Origin of the sequence: Carnobacterium pleistocenium FTR1 (assembly GCF_000744285.1) — a bacterium.
In the GTDB taxonomy this organism is placed as follows: Bacteria; Bacillota; Bacilli; order Lactobacillales; family Carnobacteriaceae; genus Carnobacterium_B; species Carnobacterium_B pleistocenium.
In genome coordinates this window covers 2468900-2490769 of sequence record NZ_JQLQ01000002.1, presented here as the reverse complement: position 1 = coordinate 2490769, position 21870 = coordinate 2468900, and the positions used below count along the sequence as shown (strand labels likewise).

Below are 21870 nucleotides of genomic sequence, written 5' to 3'. Positions count from 1 at the left end.
ATAGATAAAAGAAAGAAGGGTATCCATGCATTACGTTGAAGTAAAAGACTTATCTTTTTATTATGATGAAGAACCAGTTTTAGAAAATATTTCCTTTACAGTTGATTCTGGTGAATTCGTTATGTTGACAGGCGAAAATGGGGCAGCAAAATCAACCTTATTGCGCAATATTTTAGGTTTGCTCCAACCAACGAAAGGAACGGCTAAGATTTCTGCTGTAAATACAAGAAATGAACCATTAGCAATTGGTTATATACCACAGCAAGTGGCCTCGTTTAATTCTGGTTTTCCTAGTACAGTACTGGAATTGGTCCGGTCTGGTCGTTACCAAAGAGGAAAATGGTTCAAACGTTTAGATGCAGAAGACCATGAACATGTTGAACGTTCGTTAAAGTCAGTAGGCATGTGGGATTTACGCTATAAAAAAATTGGAGAACTCTCTGGTGGTCAAAAGCAACGTATTTCTCTAGCTCGTATTTTTGCGACAGATCCAGATTTGTTTGTTTTAGATGAACCAACAACCGGTATGGATCTAGATTCCAGAACAGAGTTTTATGAATTGCTAAAACACAATAGTGAGTTTCATGGTAAAGGTATTTTAATGGTGACACATGACCATGAAGATATAAAAAAATATGCGGATAGACATATTCAGCTTATCCGAAAGGAGGATTCACCATGGAGATGTTTTTCTATGGATTCATGCAGCGAGCATTCCAATCTGCATTCTTGATTGCTGTTATTGCTCCAATGCTAGGGCTGTTTTTAGTTCTTAGAAGACAATCACTAATGGCAGATACGTTATCGCATATTTCATTAGCAGGAATTGCACTGGGCCTATTTCTAAATGTAAACCCGACCTTTATGACGTTGGTCGTTGTAGTGATTGCAGCGGTGCTCATAGAGTATTTAAGTACGCTGTACAAATCTTATTCCGAAATTTCTATTGCCATCTTAATGTCTGCTGGAATGTCAGTAGCGCTTGTTTTAATGAGTTTGAGTAGTGGAGGATCAACCACAACTATTCAACAATACTTATTTGGTTCAATTGTGACAATCAGTCAACAACAAATTTACTTATTAGTAGCATTATTTGTAATCGTTGTTGGATTATTTTTAGTTTTTCGTAGACCAATGTATGTATTAACATTTGATGAAGACACGGCGTTTACAGCCGGTTTGCCGGCACGGTTGATGTCTATTCTCTTTAATGTGATCACAGGAATTACTATTGCAGTAATAATGCCTATTGCTGGAGCTTTGCTAGTATCGGCCATTATGATTTTGCCAGCGGCCATTGCTATGCGTATAAGCAAAAGTTTTTATTGGGTTATTCTGGTGGGTATTGTTGTAGGTATAGTAGGAATGTTTTCAGGATTAACCGTTTCATATCAATGGGGTACTCCTCCAGGTGCGACGATTACTTTAGTGTTTATCGCTATCTTTATCCTTACCACAGGAACAATGAAAATTGTACAACAAATGAAATACAAAAAAAGTCGTTCTTAATAATAAGCAAAAAATATAAGTATCAAACACAAAAAGGATTGAGTTTTCTCAATTCTTTTTGTGTTTGTAAATCAAAAATAAAAATGAATACGAAGGTTCGTGTTTTTTTTAATGAGAAAGTGCTAATAAAAACGAACGATTTTATAATATTATTTAAAAAGCTACTATTTTACGTGCAAAACGCGTATAATGATGTTTGACAGAAATAATGACCTGGCAAAACTAAAAAAAACTACAGAAAAGGTGAAAATAATGAAGATAAAAAGAAGTGAACGCTTGATCGATATCACGCGTTATATGCTGGAACGACCACATACGTTAGTGCCACTTACTTATTTTGCTAACCGTTATGACTCTGCTAAATCTTCTATCAGTGAAGATCTAAGCATCGTAAAAAAAACATTTAGAGAACGAGGTACGGGAACATTGGAAACAGTTCCGGGAGCAGCAGGAGGAGTGCGTTATATTCCTGAAATTGCAAAGGATGAAGCTGAAGAGTTTGCAAAAGAAATGTGCGAACGTTTGTCAGAATCTGATCGTTTACTACCAGGTGGATATGTCTATTTGTCTGACTTATTAGGACAACCAAGTGTGTTGCGTCAAGTAGGAAAAATTATTGCAACTAAATATTTAGAGCAACCGATTGATGCCGTTATGACAGTAGCGACAAAAGGGGTGCCTATTGCTCAAGCAGTATCAACGTATTTAAATGTACCCTTTGTTATTGTCCGCAGAGATTCTAAAATAACTGAAGGATCTACGGTTAGTGTCAATTATGTTTCTGGATCCTCAGATCGTGTTGAAAAAATGGAATTATCTAAAAGAAGCTTGCGTCGTGGATCTCGTGTGTTGATCGTGGATGATTTCATGAAAGGCGGAGGTACCGTTAACGGTATGAAGAGCTTGATTGAAGAATTTGAAGCGGAGCTAGTTGGAATTACTGTCTTTGCAGAATCCACTTTTAGCGGCAATAGAATGGTTGATGAGTATACTTCTCTTTTATGTGTTGATGAAGTGAATATTCGTGAGAAGACAATACATGTACAGCCAGGAAATTATTTCACTAAAAAATAATTTGTTGAATTATGCTAGAGAAGACATCTTTATCTATAATTTAATTTACTTCTATTAATTTCTGAGAACGTCTTAGATAGCTAGCAATTCTAGTAACTTGGTATTGGGTTGAGAAAAAGCTGCTATTACTGCTTATATAAGAGTGAACCATTATTTTATTGTGAATGGAGTGATTCTATGAGTAAGTATGAAACACCAAATTATGATGTGCTGGTGAAAGAAAAGGAATTTGAGATAAGAAAATATGCTGATTTTTTTATTGTCGAATATGAAAATAAAAATGATCCGGAAATTAAAAATGGATTTGGCTCTTTATTTAAATATATCTCTAATGACAATAAAGAGAATGAAAAAATCTCAATGACAATACCAGTTATTCAAGAAGAAACTGAAGAAAAAAAGAAAATGGCATTCGTTGTTCCAGAAAAATTTAGTAACCAAATACCAGAGCCGAACAACCCAAATCTGAAGGTTAAAAATTTTGATGAAGGCTTATTCGGATCAATACAGTATTCAGGTTTTTCTAATAAATCAAAAGAATTAAAAATGAAGAAAAGATTAGATGAGTGGCTATTGGAAAAAGGCTACCAAAAGCAATCAAATTATATGTTAGCTTTTTACAACGCACCATTCGTGCCACCTATGCTTAGAAGAAATGAAATTTTGGTTAGGATTAGTAAGGTTTAATCTTGGTAGTAAAGTATACGAAATATGAACAGAATAAGATGAATATGAGGGATAAAATGAGAAATATTAAAATGACGATTGAATACGATGGCGGCAGATATTTAGGCTGGCAAAGGCTTAGTGATTCAGATAAAACGATTCAAGGAAAAATAGAAAATGTTTTATCAGCAATGACAGGGGACAAAATTGAAATAATCGGTTCTGGACGTACGGATGCTGGAGCTCATGCTAAGGGACAGGTAGCCAATTTTAAAACAACATCTACCATGGAATTTCCAGCGATGTTGGATCACCTAAACCGTTATCTTCCACGTGATATTGTCGTGAAGAAACTTGAGGAAGTACCAGAAAGATTCCATGCTAGGTATAATGCTAATGGAAAAACATATAGCTACTATGTCTGGAATAACCCTGTACCTTCTGTATTTGAGCGCAATTTCAGTTATGATTACCCTGGAGAACTTGATATTGCTAAAATGAACGAGGCTTGCAACAAACTTGTCGGGAAACATGACTTTATTGGTTTCTCTTCTCTAAAAAAATCAAAAAAATCAACAGTTAGAACTATCGATGAAATCAAGGTCCAAAAAGAAGGCGATTTATTACACTTTACGTTTACAGGAGAAGGTTTCTTATACAAAATGATTAGAATCATTATGGGAACAATCGTAGAAATTGGGTTGGGTATAACGGAACCGGAAGCTATTGACGCTATATTTAAGAGTGGAATCAGAAGTGATGCAGGTACTACCGTACCTTCTCAAGGACTATTTTTAGATGAAGTTTATTATAATTGAAAATTTTGAATCGTATCTTTAAATCAGTTTCAGGTGGAAAGACATTTGAATATATCATGAATGACTTTTTAACTGTTTAACTTAATTTAATGATATGCGAAAAAAATAGTAAGGACACTGGTGGGTTATTTGCTGTTGTCTTTACTATTTTTTTATTATTATTAAAGAATAAGATAGGCAATCTAGATTGTATCTTGAAAACTAGTAGTGTATAAGCTATTATAAAATAGGACGTTTATAAGTAAAAACCTTCAATTAATTTAAAAAATCAAGTAATTAAAAACTAGGAAGTAATTAAATTTAGATAGGAGTTTATATAATGCCGCAACGTTATGCAGTGATATTAGCAGCAGGACAAGGTTCAAGAATGAAATCTAAGTTATATAAAGTATTGCATCCAGTTGCAGGGAAACCTATGGTTGGTCATGTAGTTAGTCAAGTAGAAGCTGTTGGAGCAGACAAAATTGTAACGATTGTTGGAGTTGGCGCTGAAAAAGTAAAAGATTATCTTGGGACGCGTTCTGAATATGCAGTTCAGTTTGAACAGTTAGGAACAGGACATGCTGTTATTCAAGCTGAAGAACTTTTAAAAGATAAAGAAGGAACGACTTTAGTTATTTGTGGGGACACACCACTTTTAACAGCTGAAACATTAAGCCGTTTATTCGATAATCATCAAGAACAAGGTGCAAAAGCAACTATTTTAACAGCACATGCTGAAAATCCTACTGGTTATGGCCGAGTAATTCGGAATGAATTAGGAAATGTTGAAAAAATAGTTGAACAAAAAGATGCAAGCCCAGAAGAATTACAAGTTCAAGAAATCAATACGGGAACGTATTGCTTTGACAATCGTTTATTATTTGAAGCACTTAAACAAGTTGGAAATGATAACGTTCAAGGTGAATACTATTTGCCAGATGTAATTGAAATATTAAAAAAACAAGAATACGTCGTTTCAGCTTATAAAATGGACTATGAAGAAGAAGCTCTGGGTGTTAATGACCGGATTGCTTTAGCTGAAGCAGCTAAATTAATGAGAAGTCGTATCAATAAAAAGCATATGCAAAATGGTGTTACTTTTATTGATCCAGCCACAACTTACATTGACAGTGAAGTTGAAATTGGTTCAGACACAATTATTGAAGCTGGGGTTATCCTTAAAGGGGAAACAGTTATTGGAGAGAACTGCTTTATTGGTTCAAATTCCGAAATTTCAAATAGTGAAATTGGCAATCAAGTTCAAGTGAAAAGTTCTACCATTGTAGATTCTAAAATGGCGGATTATAGCAATATTGGTCCATACAGTCACTTGCGTCCCAACAGTACGATTGGACAGTCTGTCCACATCGGAAATTTTGTGGAGATCAAAAATGCAATAATCGATAAAGATACCAAAGTTGGGCATTTAACATACATCGGAGATGCTGATTTAGGAAAAAATATTAATGTCGGATGTGGGACTGTTTTTGTTAATTATGATGGAAAACATAAACATCGCACAACTATTGGAGATAATGTATTTATAGGATGTAACGCTAACTTAGTTGCTCCAGTTAAGATTGAAAAAAATGTTTACATTGCTGCAGGTTCGACTATTACGAAAGATGTATCTGCTGAGTCGCTTGCTATTGCAAGAGCTCGTCAAGAGAATAAAGCGAATTATTTTGACAAGTTACCACATTAAAAATTAACTATAAATCACTAAATCACTTGATTTCTAGTGAAAAATTAACTATTATTGATGTGGTATGAAGTAAGTAAGTTGTAAATAAAAAAGTGGAGGTAACTATGTCAGAACAGTATTTTGATTCTAAGTTAAAGATTTTTGCGTTAAACTCAAATAAACCATTAGCAGAAAAAATTGCTAAGTCGGTAGGAGTCGAATTAGGGAAACTATCTGTGGATCAATTCAGCGATGGCGAAATTAGAATCAATATTGAAGAAAGCATTCGTGGATCGCATGTCTATATTATTCAGTCAACATCAAGTCCCGTAAATGATAATATAATGGAATTATTGATTATGATAGATGCTTTAAAACGTGCAAGTGCATTAACAATTAATATTGTTATGCCTTATTATGGCTATGCAAGACAAGACCGTAAAGCTCGTTCTAGAGAGCCTATTACTGCGAAACTCGTTGCTAATATGATTACTGCTGCTGGAGCAGACCGTATGCTGACATTAGACTTACATGCTGCTCAGATTCAAGGGTTTTTCGATATGCCTGTTGACCACTTGGTAGGTGCACCTCTTTTAGCAAATTATTTCTTAACTCAAGGAATTGTTACTGAAGGAGATGACGTAGTTGTCGTTTCACCCGATCACGGAGGCGTGACCCGGGCGCGTAAATTATCTGAATTCTTAAAATCATCAATTGCTATTATTGACAAACGTCGTCCTAAAGCAAATGTAGCTGAAGTTATGAACATTATTGGAAACGTAAAAGGAAAAAAATGTATTTTGATTGACGATATGATCGATACTGCAGGAACAATTACATTAGCCGCTCAAGCTCTCTCTGAAGCAGGAGCTACCGAGGTTTATGCATGTTGTACACATCCTGTTCTGTCAGGTCCGGCGATTGATAGAATTCAAAATTCAGTTATTAAGCAATTGATTGTTACAGATTCAATTTATCTTCCTGAAGATAAAAAAATCGATAAAATTGTTGAAGTAAGTATTGGTAATTTAATGGGTAACGCAATTACGCGTATCCATGAAAATAGATCAGTTAGTCCATTATTTGAAAAAAAATATACAGATGTAATCAAATAATTTAACTTGTTTTATAGTTAACTGAATTGAAAAAATGCAATAAGAAAACTTTCTTATTGCATTTTTTTGTTGTAATAAATAAATGACGGTGGTAATCGTCTTGCTGTCTAAAATAAAAATTGTTATACTTAATGCATCAGCTTCCTAGTAGGAAATGGGAGAAATGGAGTCAACTGATAATGAAAAAATTTAAAAATCAATTAGAATTAGTCCGCCCTTTTGATGGTATTATTATTGTTTTATTATTGTTAGGTTCATTTATACCGCTAGTTATTTTTTATCAGACTACTGCAGATATAGATGAAAGCAGTACGATTTATGCTGAGGTGATAATCGATGGTGAAACTGTTAAAGAAATTGAACTATCTGAGAATACGCCTAATGAAACCTTTACTTTTTATCCAGCAGAGGGGCAATACAATATTGTTGAAGTTAATGGAACAATGATTCGTAACAAAGAAGACAACAGCCCAGATCAAATAGCTGTAAGAACGGGTTGGATCAATAAGCCTGGTGAAACAGCTATCTGTTTACCGCATAAATTAATTATTGAAGTTAAAGCAACAGATTCTTCAAATGAACCAGAGAATGATGTGATTCTTCCGCTTTAAAATCAAAAATAGTTCAACTGAATGGATGAAATTCAGTTGAACTGTTTTTTTGGTTCTAGATCAAAAGGTACGTATGCTTCAAGATGAAATTTCTTCCGGAATGTACGAGTTTGCTTGTGGAACGCCAAGGGAACGCCTGAAAGTATCATTCTAAAACGTGTTTCAAAAAGCAGACCCAACGTCCACTTTGTCATGCCTGTAGTTGCTTCAGCTACGTACAGGCATGATACACTTAGGCGTAGCCTACAGTGCTTTCGCAAGGTGGTCGGTGACCATCCTGCGCTTATTCGTTCCAGTTGCCCTAGCTCTTGTAGCTTTAGTTTAGCCACATTAGAGATAAGGTATGCGTTGGAAGATTTCGGGTCTGAACGCTTTTAGTCACACTCCCATTCAAACAATCCTTAATTGCGCTAGAGCGCCAAAGTTTTGTAATTTTCATTAAATCTAATGCATGGCTACAAGCAACCCTATCCCTACAGAGATTTTGGGTGTGTCATTTAATTAATTTAATTGTCCACACCGAAATTATATAAGCTGTTTTTTTAGCCTGACTATCTATCTAAAATGTGTAATCAATCTTTGAAATTTCTTTTTAATAGATAAATTTGCCTTTTATGTCTTGCAGAAGTATACTATCCATCATAATAAAAAATAGCTATAACGATATAATTTAAAATGAAAAGGGGTTTATCTATGAGTTCTATGATTACCGAAATACATAAAAAGGAAAGTCTGTTAGATTTAAAAAAATTGATTGCTATACCCTCTGTGAATACAGCAGATAGTACGATAAATACTCCTTTTGGTCAAGAAATCGCAAACAGTTTAGAAGAGGTATTAGCCATCAGTAAGAGTTTAGGAATGGCTACATATATTGATCCGGAAGGCTTCTATGGCTATGCTGACTATGGTGACGGAAAAGATCTAGTTGGGATCGTTTGCCACTTAGATGTGGTACCTGAAGGCAATCGTTCTTTGTGGGAGACGAATCCTTTTGAAGGTGTAGTAAAAGATGGTGTTATTTATGGTCGTGGGAGTCAAGATGACAAAGGGCCCACTATTGCTACTTTGTACGCGTTTAAAGCGGTCCTTGATGCAGGTCATACCTTTAATAAGCGGCTTCGATTTATATTTGGTACAGATGAAGAAACGCTATGGCGGTGTATGGATCGGTATAACCTAAATGAAGAAGCCCCAACAATGGGTTTTGTTCCAGATGGTGTTTTTCCATTAACATATGCAGAAAAAGGATTGTTACAGGCTAAATTAATAGGACCTGGAAGCAAGGAACTCGCCCTGAATTGTGGTGAAGCATCTAATGTTGTTCCTGGAAAAGCGAGTTATACTGGTCGAGATGCAGAAGAAATTGCGATGACACTTAAAAAAATGAAAGTAGATATTATGCTGTTAGATGACACCGTTACAGTAAATGGAAAAGCTGTTCATTCAAGCACGGCAAAGCTTGGAATCAATGCTATCAATCAGTTAGCTGAAGGGTTAGTCGTTCATTATTCGCACCCGACATTGAAATTTTTAGCAGAAAAAGTTGCAAAAGAAACAAATGGCTTTAGTATTTTTGGAGAAGTCAAAGACGAGATGACTGGAGAACTAACCTTTAATGTGGGAAGCATTGTGATAGCTGAAGCCTTCTCTGAAATTGTTCTGGACCTGCGAATACCTGTTAAGTACACAATAGAAGAAGTAGCTTTAGCGTTGGAAAAAGCAGCAAGTGAATATGGGTTGATTTATCAAGAGTATGATGCTGTTCCAGCAATGTATGTCCCAAAAGAAAGTCCACTCATCCAAACATTAATGGCTATTTATCGTGATAAAACAGGTGATTTAACAGAACCAATTACTAGTGGTGGAGCAACTTATGCTCGAAAAATGACCAATATGGTTGCTTTTGGTGCTCATTTTCCATATACAAAAAGTTTGGCTCATCAGGAAAACGAAGGGATGAACTTAGAAGAACTGTATTTAGCGATGGACATTTATGCCGAAACGATTGTTCAATTGTGTTGTAATAAGTAATATCCTCAATGTAGTAGGATAAACGATCTATTAATAAACTCATTCCCATTTTTGATGGTTCATTCCGTTAGAAGTGAGAATGAGTTTATTTGAATTGATTAATTAATTTTTTATTCTAGCCCTTGTACAGTAGAATACTATTACGTTCAAAAGCAACCATTACAAAAGTAAAACACAAAAAAATCTCACTCTTCCGCAGAAAAATGAGATTGAAAATTAGCAATTATCTTTAATTTTTTACTATCCGAATGATTATTGTTTAGTTAATAATTAGATTTCTTTTTCTAGAGCTGCAAATGCGTCGGCTGTAACTTTTTTCAATGTAGCTGCAGATAAATTCATTTTATCCATCTCAGAATCGTTTAAAGGAATCTCGATGACATTTTGAATACCTTGACGATTGACGATTGCTGGAGAGCCAATAAATACATCAGTTTGTCCGTATTGACCATCCAAGTAAACTGAAAGAGGCAATACAGCATTTTCGTCATTGAAAATAGCTTTTGTAATACGAGCAAGAGATACCGCGATACCGTAGAAAGTAGCTCCCTTTTTTTGAATAATGTTGTAAGCAGAATCTCTTACGCTAAAGAAAACATCTACAAGGGCTTGTTCATCAGTATCTGGATTATCTTTGATCCATTCATTGATAGATAAACCGGCAATATTTGCATGAGACCATACTGGGAATTCTGTGTCGCCATGTTCACCTAAGATGTAACTATGAACGTTACGAGTATCAACGCCAGTTAATTCAGCAATAGCTTGACGGAAGCGAGCAGTATCTAAAGTAGTACCAGATCCGATAACGCGGTTCTTAGGAAGTCCAGAAAATTTCCAAGTTGCGTAAGTTAGAATATCTACAGGATTAGATGCTACTAAGAAAATACCATCAAATCCACTTTCCATAACTTGACCAATAAGACTTTTGAAAATTCTTAAGTTCTTTTGTACTAAGTCTAAACGAGTTTCACCAGGTTTTTGAGCAGCACCAGCAGTGATTACGACGATACCTGCGTCATGGCAATCAGCATATGTTGCTGAATAGATTTTTTTAGGTGAGGTAAAAGCTAAAGCATCAGATAGATCGATAGCATCTCCTTCAGTTTTATTTACATCAATATCAATGATTCCTAATTCTTGAGCAATATTTTGTGTCACTAGCGCAAAAGCGTAACTAGATCCGACAGCTCCATCTCCGATTAAAATTACTTTTTGGTGGTCTTTTACTTCATGTTTAGTCATATTACAACAAACTCCCTTTATAAAATAAGATTCTTAACAAAGATAGTGTAGCACTTAACAAACTTTTTGTAAAATGAAAATTTCTAAAATTCAAAAGGTTTTTAAAACCTTTGAAATGGCAATTTCAACCATAGACAAACTATGTGAATTGAAATTCTAATTTTTTAACAAGATTTCGCTAATTTTTCTATTTGTAATAAGGAGGATACTTACGGTTGAATCAAAAAAACTAAAGTGAGATATTTAACTTAACATACATATCATACGACTAAACTAAATTATTTCAAAGTAAAAAGATTAGATTTCTGAATAGATAAAATACACAAAGCTTTAGAGTCTCTCTGGAAAGCACTTCAAAATTAAAACCAGATGGACGTAACATGAGGGAAAGTTTAGGAATCTTATCTTTTGAGTAGGTTGAAAGCCTATTGGATAAGAGCTAATGATACTGGAATAGAGTCAATTTTAAAGAAAAGACAACTACACTGTGTTATACTGTAAGTAATTGTTACTGGACGAAAAAAATTCGTGCGGCAATTTTTTGCGTGAAAATAGGTAAGTTAGTTAACAAATAGAGGCAAAACAATTAATTGGAGTGTACTGAATAATGAAAATGATCGTTGGCTTAGGAAATCCGGGCTCAAAATATAAAGATACAAAACACAATATTGGTTTTATTGCTGTAGATGAATTTGCTGCTCAGCATAAAATTGAGTTCAGCAAGGTCAAATTTGAAGCAATATATGCAGAAGCATTTATCGGAAGTGAAAAAGTTCTTTTAGTAAAACCACAAACGTTTATGAATGATTCAGGAAGAGCTGTAAGGCCGCTAATGGATTATTTTAATGTAGAAATTGAAGATTTAATAGTGATTTATGATGACTTAGACTTACCTGTTGGGAAACTACGCTTTCGTCAAAAAGGCAGTGCGGGCGGACACAATGGTATTAAAAGTATGATCCACCACTTAGCTACAGCAGATTTTAATCGCATTCGAATTGGAATTGATCGTCCTTTAGGAAGACAAACCGTCGTGCAACATGTATTAAGTGGTTTCCCTAAAAATCAGCACGAGGAATTATTAATAGCGGTAAAAGACAGCGTTGCAGCTTTAGATTATTGGGTAGAAGGACATTCGTTTTCAGAGGTCATGAATCAATTTAATAAAAAAAAGAATGTGTAAGATGATTATTAAATAAAATAGAAATTAAAAATTAAAAAAGCAGTGAAGCCCAGAGAATTCTGAGCTTCTTTTGTTCATTATAATAATCTGTTTGCAAACAAAAAATGGATTGAAAAAGGAGTTCTTATGGTGGGAGATATAAAAAAGATACTAGCAAATGCGCCTGATGTTGGGGCGTTATTAAACCAATTAGAGCAACATCAATCGCAATTAATAACAGGCTTGTCAGGTTCTGCAAGAACATTAGTTTTAAGTACACTAGCAGCAGAAAAGAAAAAACCATTTATTATTGTGACGCATAATTTGTTCCACGCAAATCAATTGATGGAAGATCTTGCTAATTGGGTACCTGAAGATCGACTGCATCTTTTTCCTGTAGATGAGATGATCTATGCAGAGATGTCAGTAGCTTCACCCGAAGCAAGAGCAGAACGAGTAGCAACATTGAATTTTTTACTATCTGAAAAATATGGGGTCGTCATCATACCTCTTGCTGGAGTACGGAAATTATTGCCACCAAAAGAACTGTGGAAATCAGCGCAATTTACCATTAAACAGGGAGGCGAACTAGATTTAAGCAATTTAGCTCAAAGATTAGTAGATATGGGATATACTCGCCAACAATTGGTCGACGGTCCGGGAGAATTTAGTATTCGAGGCGGAATCATTGATATCTATTCTTTAACAGAAGAGTTTCCGATCCGGATCGATTTATTTGATACTGAAGTGGATTCATTGCGTTATTTTGACGCCGCTACGCAACGGTCGATTAAGACGATTGAAAAAGTAACTATATTACCTGCGACTGATACGTTTTATACAAAAGAACAGTTAATAGCAGCAGCCCCAAAATTTAATAAAGCGGTCAAAAGAAATCTAGGATTGATCCAAGATGCTTCAGAAAAACAAACGTTTACGAAGCAAGTGACACCTGTTTCAGATGCATTCCAACGAGGCGAACCAATTGATGAATTAACGATGTTTACAGATTTTATTTATCCTGAAAAAAATAGTGTGTTGGACTATATGAGTAAAAAAGGAATCGTTGTCATAGATGAGTATCCTAGGGTAATGGAAACCGATCGTCGTTTAAACGAAGAAGAAGCTGAATGGGTCACGAGCAAATTGAGTGAGCGACGTATTTTGCAAGACCAAGTCTTTTCCAACAACTTTCGTGATCAATTGAAGGCGTTAAGTAACAACATCTTATATTTTGCTGTTTTTCAAAAAGGAATGGGAAATACTCGATTTAATAACATACAGGCCTTTCAATATCGAAATATGCAGCAGTTTTTTGGGCAAATGCCTTTGTTTAAAACTGAGATAGATCGGTGGGTCAAACAAAAAAATACGGTTATCATCATGGTCCCGAATGCGGATCGAGCTAAAAAAGTACATCAGACCCTCAATGATTTTGAGATAACTAGTAAAATAGTCAAACCTGCTAGGATCGAACTCGAGAAAGTTCAAGTAGTAGAAGGCTATGTTCAAGCCGGTTTTGAAATGCCAACAGAAAAACTAGTAGTCGTTACTGAACGAGAATTATTTAATAAGGTCACAAAGAAAGTCGCTAGACGTCAAACGTTGTCTAATGCGGAGAGATTGAAAAGTTATAGCGAACTCAATCCTGGCGATTTCGTTGTTCATGTTAATCATGGGATAGGGAAATATACTGGAATGGAAACTCTTGAGATAAATGGTATCTATCAAGATTATATGTCGATCATCTATAAAGATGAGGCAAAATTATTTATTCCTGTAACACAGCTTAATTTATTACAAAAGTATGTTTCTTCTGAAGCAAAAACGCCTAAAGTAAATAAGTTAGGTGGGACAGAGTGGGCTAAAACAAAGAAAAAAGTAGCTACTAAAATTGAAGATATCGCTGATGAATTAATTGAGCTATATGCTTCTAGGGAACAAGAAGTAGGCTATGCCTTTTCTCCAGATGATGCTTATCAAGAAGAATTTGAAAATGCATTTCCGTATACTGAAACAGATGATCAATTAAGAAGTACTGCTGAAATAAAACACGATATGGAACAGAAAAAACCAATGGATCGTCTGCTTGTTGGAGATGTTGGGTATGGTAAAACAGAAGTAGCTATGCGAGCAGTATTTAAAGCTGTTCAAGAAGGCAAGCAAGCAGCCTTTTTAGTTCCGACAACTATTTTAGCGCAACAGCATTATGAAACGATGCTACAACGATTTGCTGATTTTCCAATTGAAATTGGGTTGCTTAGTCGTTTTCGTACAAAAAAACAACAAAGCGAGACTATTGCACGTATAAAAAAAGGCCAAGTCGATATTACTATTGGGACGCATCGCATTTTATCAAAAGATATCGAGTTCCAAGATTTAGGTTTGCTTGTAGTTGATGAAGAACAACGTTTTGGTGTAAAACATAAAGAAAAGCTGAAACAGTTGAAAGCTCAAGTGGATGTATTAACATTGACAGCAACACCTATTCCAAGAACATTACACATGTCGATGTTGGGCGTACGAGATTTATCGGTTATCGAAACTCCGCCAGCAAATCGGTATCCTGTACAAACATACGTAATGGAACAAAACTTAGGTGCGGTTCGTGAAGCTGTGGAACGAGAAATGGCACGAGGCGGTCAAGTATTCTATTTATATAACCGAGTAGCAACGATTGAGAAAAAAGTAGATGAGTTGCAACAGCTGATTCCAGATGCGAGAATTGCTTATGCGCATGGCCAAATGACAGAAGGACAGCTTGAGAATACGTTGTTACAATTTATTGAAGGGGAATACGATATGCTCGTGACGACTACGATTATTGAAACTGGTGTTGATATTCCAAATGTCAATACGCTGTTTGTAGAGAATGCAGACCATATGGGGTTATCGCAATTGTATCAATTGCGGGGACGTGTTGGTAGGAGCAATCGGGTAGCCTATGCTTATTTCTTATATCAACCGAATAAAGTGTTAAATGAAGTCAGTGAAAAAAGGCTGCAAGCGATTAAAGATTTTACTGAATTAGGTTCAGGATTTAAAATTGCAATGCGCGATTTATCGATTCGCGGTGCAGGAAATCTTTTGGGAGCGCAACAGCACGGATTTATCGATTCTGTTGGATTTGACTTGTATTCTGAAATGTTGAGCGAAGCAGTAGCTCGTAAACGAGGAATGGATACAAGAGAAGAAAAAACGCAAGTTGAAATTGATTTAGGAATCAACGCGTACTTACCAAGTACGTATATAGAGGATGAACGTCAAAAAATTGAAATTTACAAACGAATTCGAGAATTGAGATCACATGAACAATACGTTGAATTACAGGATGACCTGATTGATCGCTTCGGAGAATATGCTGACGAAGTAGCGGACCTATTGACGATTGGATTGATCAAAATGTATGGAGAACGTGCACTGATCGAAATGATTAAACGACCAGGAGATGAAATTATCATAACCTTCTCTGTTTCGGGCACTCAATCGTTGCCAGCAGAAGAAGTATTCAGAGCACTAAGTGACATACCTTTAAAAGCAAATGTAGCAATAAAAAAAGATCAATTAATGGTTACCTTACAGTTGAAAAAAGAGCCAACTTATCAGTGGTTGGGATATATTCAGAAATTTGCACAAGAGATTGTCAGCTATCGTTCCCAAGATGCTGACAAACCTGTGGAAGCAGAAAGTTAAGCGTGAATGTCTGGTCCAGGTAAAGTAAGCGAGGGTAGGAAATTGGAAAATCAACAGATGAGAAAAATGATGAATGGAGCAATCATCCTTTCAGTGGCAGCTTTTATTGCTAAAATTTTAAGTGCTGTTTATCGCGTTCCTTTTCAAAATATGGTTGGAAATTCAGGATTTTATGTTTATCAACAAATTTATCCAATCTACGGTATTGCAATGACTGTAGCATTGAGCGGTTTTCCTATTTTCTTATCTAAGTTGGTCGCTGAAACTTCAACGATTGATGAGCGGAAAAGCCTTTTAAAAAAATCATTTGTTTTATTAAGTATTTTTTCAGTATTTTTCTTTTTAGGGATTTATTTTTCAGCTTCACTGATTGCAAATTGGATGGGAGACACTAAGTTAGAACCCATTATTCAAAACGTCTCATGGCTGTTCCTGCTGATTCCGTTCTTAGCCGTTAGTCGCGGTTATTTTCAAGGCACTTTTCGTATGCTGCCAACAGCTATTTCTCAAGTAGGAGAACAAGGTGTGCGCGTAGCAGTTATTTTAATTGCGGCTTTCTTGTACACACGTAATCAATGGGATGAGTATCAAATGGGTACGATTGCTATGAGTAGTTCTTGGATAGCAGGTTTAGTCGCACTGATTATTTTAAGTGTTGCACTATACAAACAACGGTCGTTGAAAGTAGAACAACAGCCAGAAGTAAAATCTATAGCTAAAATAATTAACTATAAGAAGATTGCAAAGCGGTTTGCCACAGAAGGCCTTACGATGTTTTTATTGAGTGCATTGCTTATTTTCTTGCAATTGATCGATTCTTTTACGTTATATAATGGATTAATAGAGAACGGAATAAACTCTAGTGAAGCCAAAAATTTGAAGGGAATCTACGATCGCGGCCAGCCGCTAGTCCAATTAGGAATGGTTGTTGCTACAGCTTTCTCAGCTAGCCTCATTCCTTTACTAAGTCAATCGTTTGCTCAACGTAATCAGAAAGCTTTTTCTCGTACTGCAAAATCTTTAATGCGGATAACGGCAACGTTCGCTATGGCAGCTACTACGGGTATGATCGTATTGATGCCGTATTTGAATTTAACATTATTTGGCGATACGGATGGAAATCTTGTTTTAAGTATCTATAATCTGGCCATTCTTTTTGCATCACTAATAGGAGCCTATAATACTATTTTTCAAAGTCAAAATAAGCATCGAATGGCCTTGATTGGGTTTCTAATAGGCTTAGGTGTAAAAATATTACTGAACAAATGGTTCATCGCGTATTTCGGTACACTTGGTTCAAGTGGAGCTACTGTTGTAAGCTTGTTCGCTATTCTAATGGTTATTCGGCTTGATTCATCTAAAGAAGCGAAAGAACGTTTAGTAGAAAAAAGTTTTGGATGGAAATTGTTGTTGAGTTGTGGTGTAATGGCTGTGATAGTATGGCTTGAAATGCAATTAGTTGGACAAGGTGCTTTAATTGAAGAAAACCGATGGGCTGCTTTCAGTTATACTTTAATAGGTGGACTTACAGGTATTGGGGTCTTTCTATGGTTGATAATAAAATGTAAATTGTTAACGATTCGTGAATGGTTATCTCTTCCTTTTGGAAAAAAACTATTAAGAAAGTAGGTGGAGCGGGATGGGGAAAATTAAAGTTGTCGGACTTGGCCCAGGGGATATTGAACAGCTTCCTTTTGGCGTGTACCAATTGTTGAAAAAAGAAAAACCGTTACCGTTGTATTTACGAACCAAATTGCACCCAGCAGTGAAGGATTTAGAACAAGAAGGGCTTGTCTATGAATCATTTGATGCTATTTATGAAGAGAATGATCAGTTTGAGGGCGTTTATGAGACTATTGTAAAAGAGCTGTTAGAGGCTGCTCAAAAGGGTGATATAGTCTACGCTGTTCCAGGACATCCGATGGTAGCTGAAAAATCGGTACAATTATTATTGGAAAATAAAGCCGAAATCGCAATTGAGATAAAAGGTGGAAAAAGTTTTTTAGATGATCTTTTTCAAGCGGTAAAGATTGATCCAGTAGAAGGTTTTCAGTTGGTAGATGCATTGGATTTAAATCAAGATGAGCTAGTAGTCAGTCAACATATCATCGTTATGCAAGTATTTAATGAATATATTGCTAGTGAAGTAAAACTAACCTTAATGGAAAAATACTCAGATGAGCATGTTGTAGCTTTGGTACATGAAGCTGGAAGTAAAAATGAAAAGGTAGAATGGTTGCCATTGTTTGAATTGGATCGAATGGAAGGTGTTCATAACTTAACGTCTTTATATGTTCCTCCTTTGAAAGTGGATGAACGGACAAAATCTTTTCAAACAGTACAGCATTATATGGATGCTATTACGGGAGAAAATGGAGATGCCTGGATAAAAAAACAAGACCATCAGACGTTACTGGCTTATTTGGAAGAAGAAGTAAGTGAATTTAGAGCAGCTGTTGAAAATGATGATATTGATAATATGGTTGAAGAATTAGGTGACTTATTAATGCAAGTGCTCTACCACACAAATCTTGGCGAACAATCCGGTTATTTTTCATTTGAAGAAGTAGTTGAAACACTAAATAAAAAACTTCGTCGTCGTCATCCACATGTCTTTGATGGTGTTAAAGCAGAAACAGTCGAAGAAATCGATGCGATCTGGCAAAAAATAAAGGCTGAAGAAAAGAGGAATAACTTATGAGATTAGATAAATTTTTGAAAGTTTCCCGAATCATTAAACGACGCACGATTGCAAAAGAAGTAGCGGACAAAGGGCGGATACAAATTAATGGTCTAGCGGCTAAATCTTCTTCGGATGTTAAAGTTGGAGATGAATTAACGATAGCGTTTGGAAATAAAACGTTGGTTGTTAGAATCGATAAAATTGTTGAAACAACTAAAAAAGAAGAGTCAAAAGAAATGTTTAGCATTATAAGTGAGACTCAGCGAGAAGAATTAAATAACTAATATAGAAGAAAATAAATAGAGGGTAGCTTTTTTTTCTGAATATAGTCTATGCTGAATGATTTCAGTGAAAAATATTTCTTGTATTTCAACTGATTTATAGACAAAGTAACTGCTTTCTTGCTATAATCATTTCATAAGTGAGAATAGAAGGTGAATCATTTTATGAAGGAAGAAAATCCAACAAATGTCTCCAGATTAAATAATGAGTATACACATAACAAAACGCTTGAAGTACTTCGAAAACGCAAACAAAAACGCCATATACGTAGAAGAATCGTAGGAATACTCGTTATTAGCGGATTCTTTGTTTCAGGATTTGCCGTTAATATATGGACAAATACTCAAACGATTTCTCAAATGGAGGAAGAAAAAACAGAATCACAAACGGAATTGAAGCTTGTTGAAAAAGAGCAAGATGATTTAGATAATCAAATCAAAAAATTAGAAGATGAAGATTATGTTGCTAAAGTAGCGCGTAGTCAGTATTATTTATCTGAAGACAATGAAATTATTTTTAGTTTGCCGGAAGATAATGCAGCCAATGATATCGAAAAAGATAACTGATTTTAAAAATAATCAAATGAAATTGATCAAATTAAAGAGTTGTGTTAATTTTAGTTTTAATAAAAAAATCGTTTTATGTCATAAGATAACATGGTATAATAATCGTACAAGTTTTAAGGAGGAAGCAATTTTATATGTCAATTGAAGTTGGAGAAAAGGTTATCGGTACAGTTTCAGGAATTACAAATTTTGGTGCGTTCATCGATTTAGGTGATAGAAAAACAGGATTAGTTCATATTAGTGAAGTTTCAGATAGCTTCATCAAAGACATAAAAGAAGTTTTAAAAGTTGGAGAACAAGTTACTGTTAAAGTAATGTCCATTGGAGATGATGGTAAGATTGGTCTTTCTATTAGACGTGCAGTAGATAAACCAGTTGAAGCAACACCTTCTCCTCGAGAAAAAACAGGAAGCTATCAAGGGCGTCGCGACAGTAGCAGTACAGGACGCAGTAGTAGTGGTTATCAAAAAGCAGATCGAGGAGCAAGAAATGCAGGACCGAAAAAAGAAGATTTTGATTCATTAATGAGTTCGTTCATAAAAGACAGCGATGATCGTTTAACTTCTCTTAAACGCAACACAGAAGGCAAACGTGGCGGACGCGGCGGACGTCGTAATTAAAAATTAATATTAAAGGATAAGGAGACTTATCCTTTTTATGTTACACTCATTTAGGTCAAATCGATTTAATATCAGTCGATTCAATAACCAGATTCGACGTAAGGGAGTAGCTGAAATGGGCATATATGCTAGTTTTTTAGAGAATTGTCAAACTAATCTCTATTGGAAACCAACAGATCGTCTGCTACTAGCCGTATCTGGTGGGGTTGATTCTATGGTATTGCTGGATTTGATTCAGCGACTACCTGAGGGTATTAAACCTTGGTTTGGAATTGTTCATGTGAACCATCAATTAAGAGAGTCTTCTATAGAAGAAGAAGTATTTCTTCTTCAGTATTGTAAAGACAATAGTATTCCGTTTTTTTCTAAAAGATGGCCGATAAAAGAGCATCCAGTTGAAGGAACAGAAGTAGCAGCTAGAGAATTCAGATATACTTTTTTTCATGAAGTATTGAAAAAAGAAAGAGCTACACATTTGCTTACTGGGCATCATGCAGATGATCAAATGGAAACTATTCTAATGCGATTAGTTCGTGGTGGACAACTAGAGAGTATTATAGGAATAAAAAAACAACGATCTTTTTATGAAAGTCTATTGACTCGACCGTTGTTAGACTATAGTAAAAAAGCAATCTGTGAGTATAGTCGGTTGCGCGAATTATCTTTTTTTGAAGATGAGACAAATAAAAGTTTGGATTTTACGAGAAATCGTTACAGACATCAAGTCGTTCCGTTGCTAAAAAAAGAAAACGCTCAAGTATTAGTTCATTTTTTGGAGTTTTCTTCTGATTTGCAAGATATGATCACAGTAGCTAAAAAAGAAATTAAAAAAATCATGAAAAGTATTTGTTTTCAAAGAGATCCATTTTGCTGGGAACTAGATGTTGAAAAATTTTCAGCTCTTGAACCTGCAGTGCAACGTCAAGTTATGCAGACCTTATTTAATAGTTTATTTGAAAAAGAAGCTAACGAATTTGGAAGAAAACATCAAATGCAAATCATCAGTTTAATAGAGGATGATAAACCAAATAGTCAACTTGATTTGCCTGGAAGCTGGATTGGCCAAAAGAGTTATCAAAAATTTTATTTCTTAAAAGAAAAAGGTCAGCATGAAGAGGCAAATAAAAAAATAGCAAGTGCTCTTTCGTTAAATTTAGAAGAATGGGTAATATTACCCAATGGAGCAAGGATAGGTTTATTCCAAGCAACAAAAAAACTATGGACTCCAAATAAAACAAAGCAAGTTATTTGGCTAGACCCAGCGAGTGTTCATTTGCCATTGCAAGTTAGAAATCGAAGACCTGGCGATCGTATGACCTTAAAAGGATTAGAAACTGGCAGCAAGAAAATCAAAGACATATTTATTGATCAAAAGATCCCGCTTAATAAACGCGAAGAAGCTATATTAGTAACAGACTTCAAGGAAGAAATTATTTGGTTAGTAGAATATAAGGAATCAAGATTGTCTATTGTCCCAGAAACTGATAAAATACATTACATACTCATTTATGAAAGTAAATAAGAGCAGATGTGATGAAAAGGAGAACTTGAACAATGAAAAATGATATTGAACGTGTACTTTTTTCGCAAAAGGAAATAGCTGAAAAAACAAAAGAATTAGGGAAACAGTTAACAGAAGATTATCAAGGTAAGAATCCTTTAGTAGTAGGTATCTTGAAAGGTGGATTGCCGTTTTTATCTGATTTAGTGAAAGAAATGGATCTTTACTTGGAAATGGACTTTATGGACGTTTCGAGTTATGGAAATGGAATAGTTTCTTCAGGTGAAGTCAAAATTGTCAAAGATCTAGACACAAACGTTGAAGGCCGCGATTTACTATTAGTGGAAGACATCATTGATAGCGGACGGACACTGAGTTACTTGATCGATATGTTTAAATACCGTAAGGCTCGTTCAGTTAAAATCGTTACATTGCTAGATAAACCAGAAGGTCGTGTTGTGGATATTACAGCTGACTATGTCGGTTTTCTAGTTCCAAATGAATTTGTAGTTGGGTATGGATTAGACTATGCGGAAAGATACCGTAATTTACCATATGTAGGGATTTTAAAACCCGAAATTTACCAAGAGAAATAAATGGTCAATGTTGGTCAAATATGATACAA

General features: G+C 35.2%; 19 protein-coding genes. 18 read left to right on the top strand and 1 reads right to left on the bottom strand.

Translation table 11 applies throughout. The features are described from left to right. The first annotated feature begins 25 nt into the window (after positions 1-25). The 9 genes from BP17_RS12165 (at position 26) to BP17_RS12125 (ending at position 9493) form a co-directional block, all read left to right on the top strand. The gene (locus tag BP17_RS12165) at positions 26-733 is read left to right on the top strand and encodes a metal ABC transporter ATP-binding protein (RefSeq protein ID WP_035054734.1); all 708 of its coding nucleotides are present in this window, start codon (positions 26-28) and stop codon (positions 731-733) included. After that, positions 679-1509, top strand: coding sequence for a metal ABC transporter permease (locus BP17_RS12160; RefSeq protein WP_035054732.1), 831 nt, complete (start codon positions 679-681; stop codon positions 1507-1509). Before BP17_RS12165 ends, BP17_RS12160 begins: the two co-directional genes overlap by 55 nt. Positions 1510-1761: 252 nt before the next feature. Next, positions 1762-2583, top strand: coding sequence for a pur operon repressor (gene purR, locus BP17_RS12155; protein WP_035054730.1), 822 nt, complete (start codon positions 1762-1764; stop codon positions 2581-2583). Between the two features lie 177 nt (positions 2584-2760). Further along, on the top strand, positions 2761-3270 hold the full coding sequence (locus tag BP17_RS12150) for an SOUL family heme-binding protein (RefSeq protein WP_051910536.1): 510 nt from the start codon (positions 2761-2763) through the stop codon (positions 3268-3270). Between the two features lie 56 nt (positions 3271-3326). Next, the gene (truA, locus tag BP17_RS12145; RefSeq protein ID WP_035054728.1) at positions 3327-4067 is read left to right on the top strand and encodes a tRNA pseudouridine(38-40) synthase TruA; all 741 of its coding nucleotides are present in this window, start codon (positions 3327-3329) and stop codon (positions 4065-4067) included. Between the two features lie 319 nt (positions 4068-4386). After that, complete coding sequence (gene glmU / locus BP17_RS12140; protein ID WP_035054726.1) at positions 4387-5754, top strand: bifunctional UDP-N-acetylglucosamine diphosphorylase/glucosamine-1-phosphate N-acetyltransferase GlmU; 1368 nt, start codon at positions 4387-4389, stop codon at positions 5752-5754. Positions 5755-5858: 104 nt separating this feature from the next. Then, a complete protein-coding gene (locus tag BP17_RS12135; RefSeq protein WP_035054724.1) occupies positions 5859-6848 on the top strand; it encodes a ribose-phosphate diphosphokinase in 990 nt (329 codons plus the stop codon). Between the two features lie 179 nt (positions 6849-7027). Next, the gene (locus BP17_RS12130) at positions 7028-7459 is read left to right on the top strand and encodes a NusG domain II-containing protein (RefSeq protein ID WP_035054722.1); all 432 of its coding nucleotides are present in this window, start codon (positions 7028-7030) and stop codon (positions 7457-7459) included. Between the two features lie 693 nt (positions 7460-8152). Next, the gene (locus tag BP17_RS12125; protein WP_035054720.1) at positions 8153-9493 is read left to right on the top strand and encodes a M20 family metallopeptidase; all 1341 of its coding nucleotides are present in this window, start codon (positions 8153-8155) and stop codon (positions 9491-9493) included. Positions 9494-9763: 270 nt separating this feature from the next. On the opposite strand, the gene BP17_RS12120 is transcribed toward BP17_RS12125, so the two are convergent. Further along, the gene (locus BP17_RS12120) at positions 9764-10738 is read right to left on the bottom strand and encodes an L-lactate dehydrogenase (RefSeq protein ID WP_035054718.1); all 975 of its coding nucleotides are present in this window, start codon (positions 10736-10738) and stop codon (positions 9764-9766) included. Positions 10739-11345: 607 nt separating this feature from the next. Between BP17_RS12120 and pth the strand changes: the two genes are divergently transcribed. From pth to hpt, 9 genes are all read left to right on the top strand, one after another. Continuing rightward, on the top strand, positions 11346-11921 hold the full coding sequence (pth, locus tag BP17_RS12115; RefSeq protein ID WP_035054716.1) for an aminoacyl-tRNA hydrolase: 576 nt from the start codon (positions 11346-11348) through the stop codon (positions 11919-11921). 129 nt (positions 11922-12050) lie between these two features. Next, positions 12051-15593 (top strand): transcription-repair coupling factor, encoded by a 3543-nt coding sequence (gene mfd, locus BP17_RS12110; RefSeq protein WP_035054714.1) that lies wholly within the window; start codon positions 12051-12053, stop codon positions 15591-15593. 42 nt (positions 15594-15635) lie between these two features. Next, entirely contained in the window at positions 15636-17222 is a 1587-nt protein-coding gene (locus BP17_RS12105; protein WP_035055495.1) for a putative polysaccharide biosynthesis protein, read from the top strand. A 10-nt stretch (positions 17223-17232) separates the two neighbouring features. Beyond that, on the top strand, positions 17233-18294 hold the full coding sequence (locus BP17_RS12100) for a MazG nucleotide pyrophosphohydrolase domain-containing protein (RefSeq protein WP_035054712.1): 1062 nt from the start codon (positions 17233-17235) through the stop codon (positions 18292-18294). Beyond that, the gene (locus BP17_RS12095) at positions 18291-18560 is read left to right on the top strand and encodes an RNA-binding S4 domain-containing protein (protein WP_035054710.1); all 270 of its coding nucleotides are present in this window, start codon (positions 18291-18293) and stop codon (positions 18558-18560) included. The genes BP17_RS12100 and BP17_RS12095 overlap by 4 nt, the downstream gene beginning before the upstream one ends. 162 nt (positions 18561-18722) lie before the next feature. Next, positions 18723-19124 carry an FtsB family cell division protein gene (locus tag BP17_RS12090; RefSeq protein WP_035054708.1) on the top strand — a complete coding sequence of 134 codons (402 nt, stop codon included), beginning with the start codon at positions 18723-18725 and terminating at the stop codon, positions 19122-19124. Positions 19125-19258: 134 nt separating this feature from the next. After that, positions 19259-19744 (top strand): S1 domain-containing RNA-binding protein, encoded by a 486-nt coding sequence (locus tag BP17_RS12085; protein ID WP_035054707.1) that lies wholly within the window; start codon positions 19259-19261, stop codon positions 19742-19744. A 115-nt stretch (positions 19745-19859) separates the two neighbouring features. Next, positions 19860-21266, top strand: coding sequence for a tRNA lysidine(34) synthetase TilS (tilS, locus tag BP17_RS12080; protein WP_035054705.1), 1407 nt, complete (start codon positions 19860-19862; stop codon positions 21264-21266). A 32-nt stretch (positions 21267-21298) separates the two neighbouring features. After that, complete coding sequence (hpt, locus tag BP17_RS12075) at positions 21299-21841, top strand: hypoxanthine phosphoribosyltransferase (RefSeq protein ID WP_035054703.1); 543 nt, start codon at positions 21299-21301, stop codon at positions 21839-21841. Positions 21842-21870: the final 29 nt, after the last annotated feature.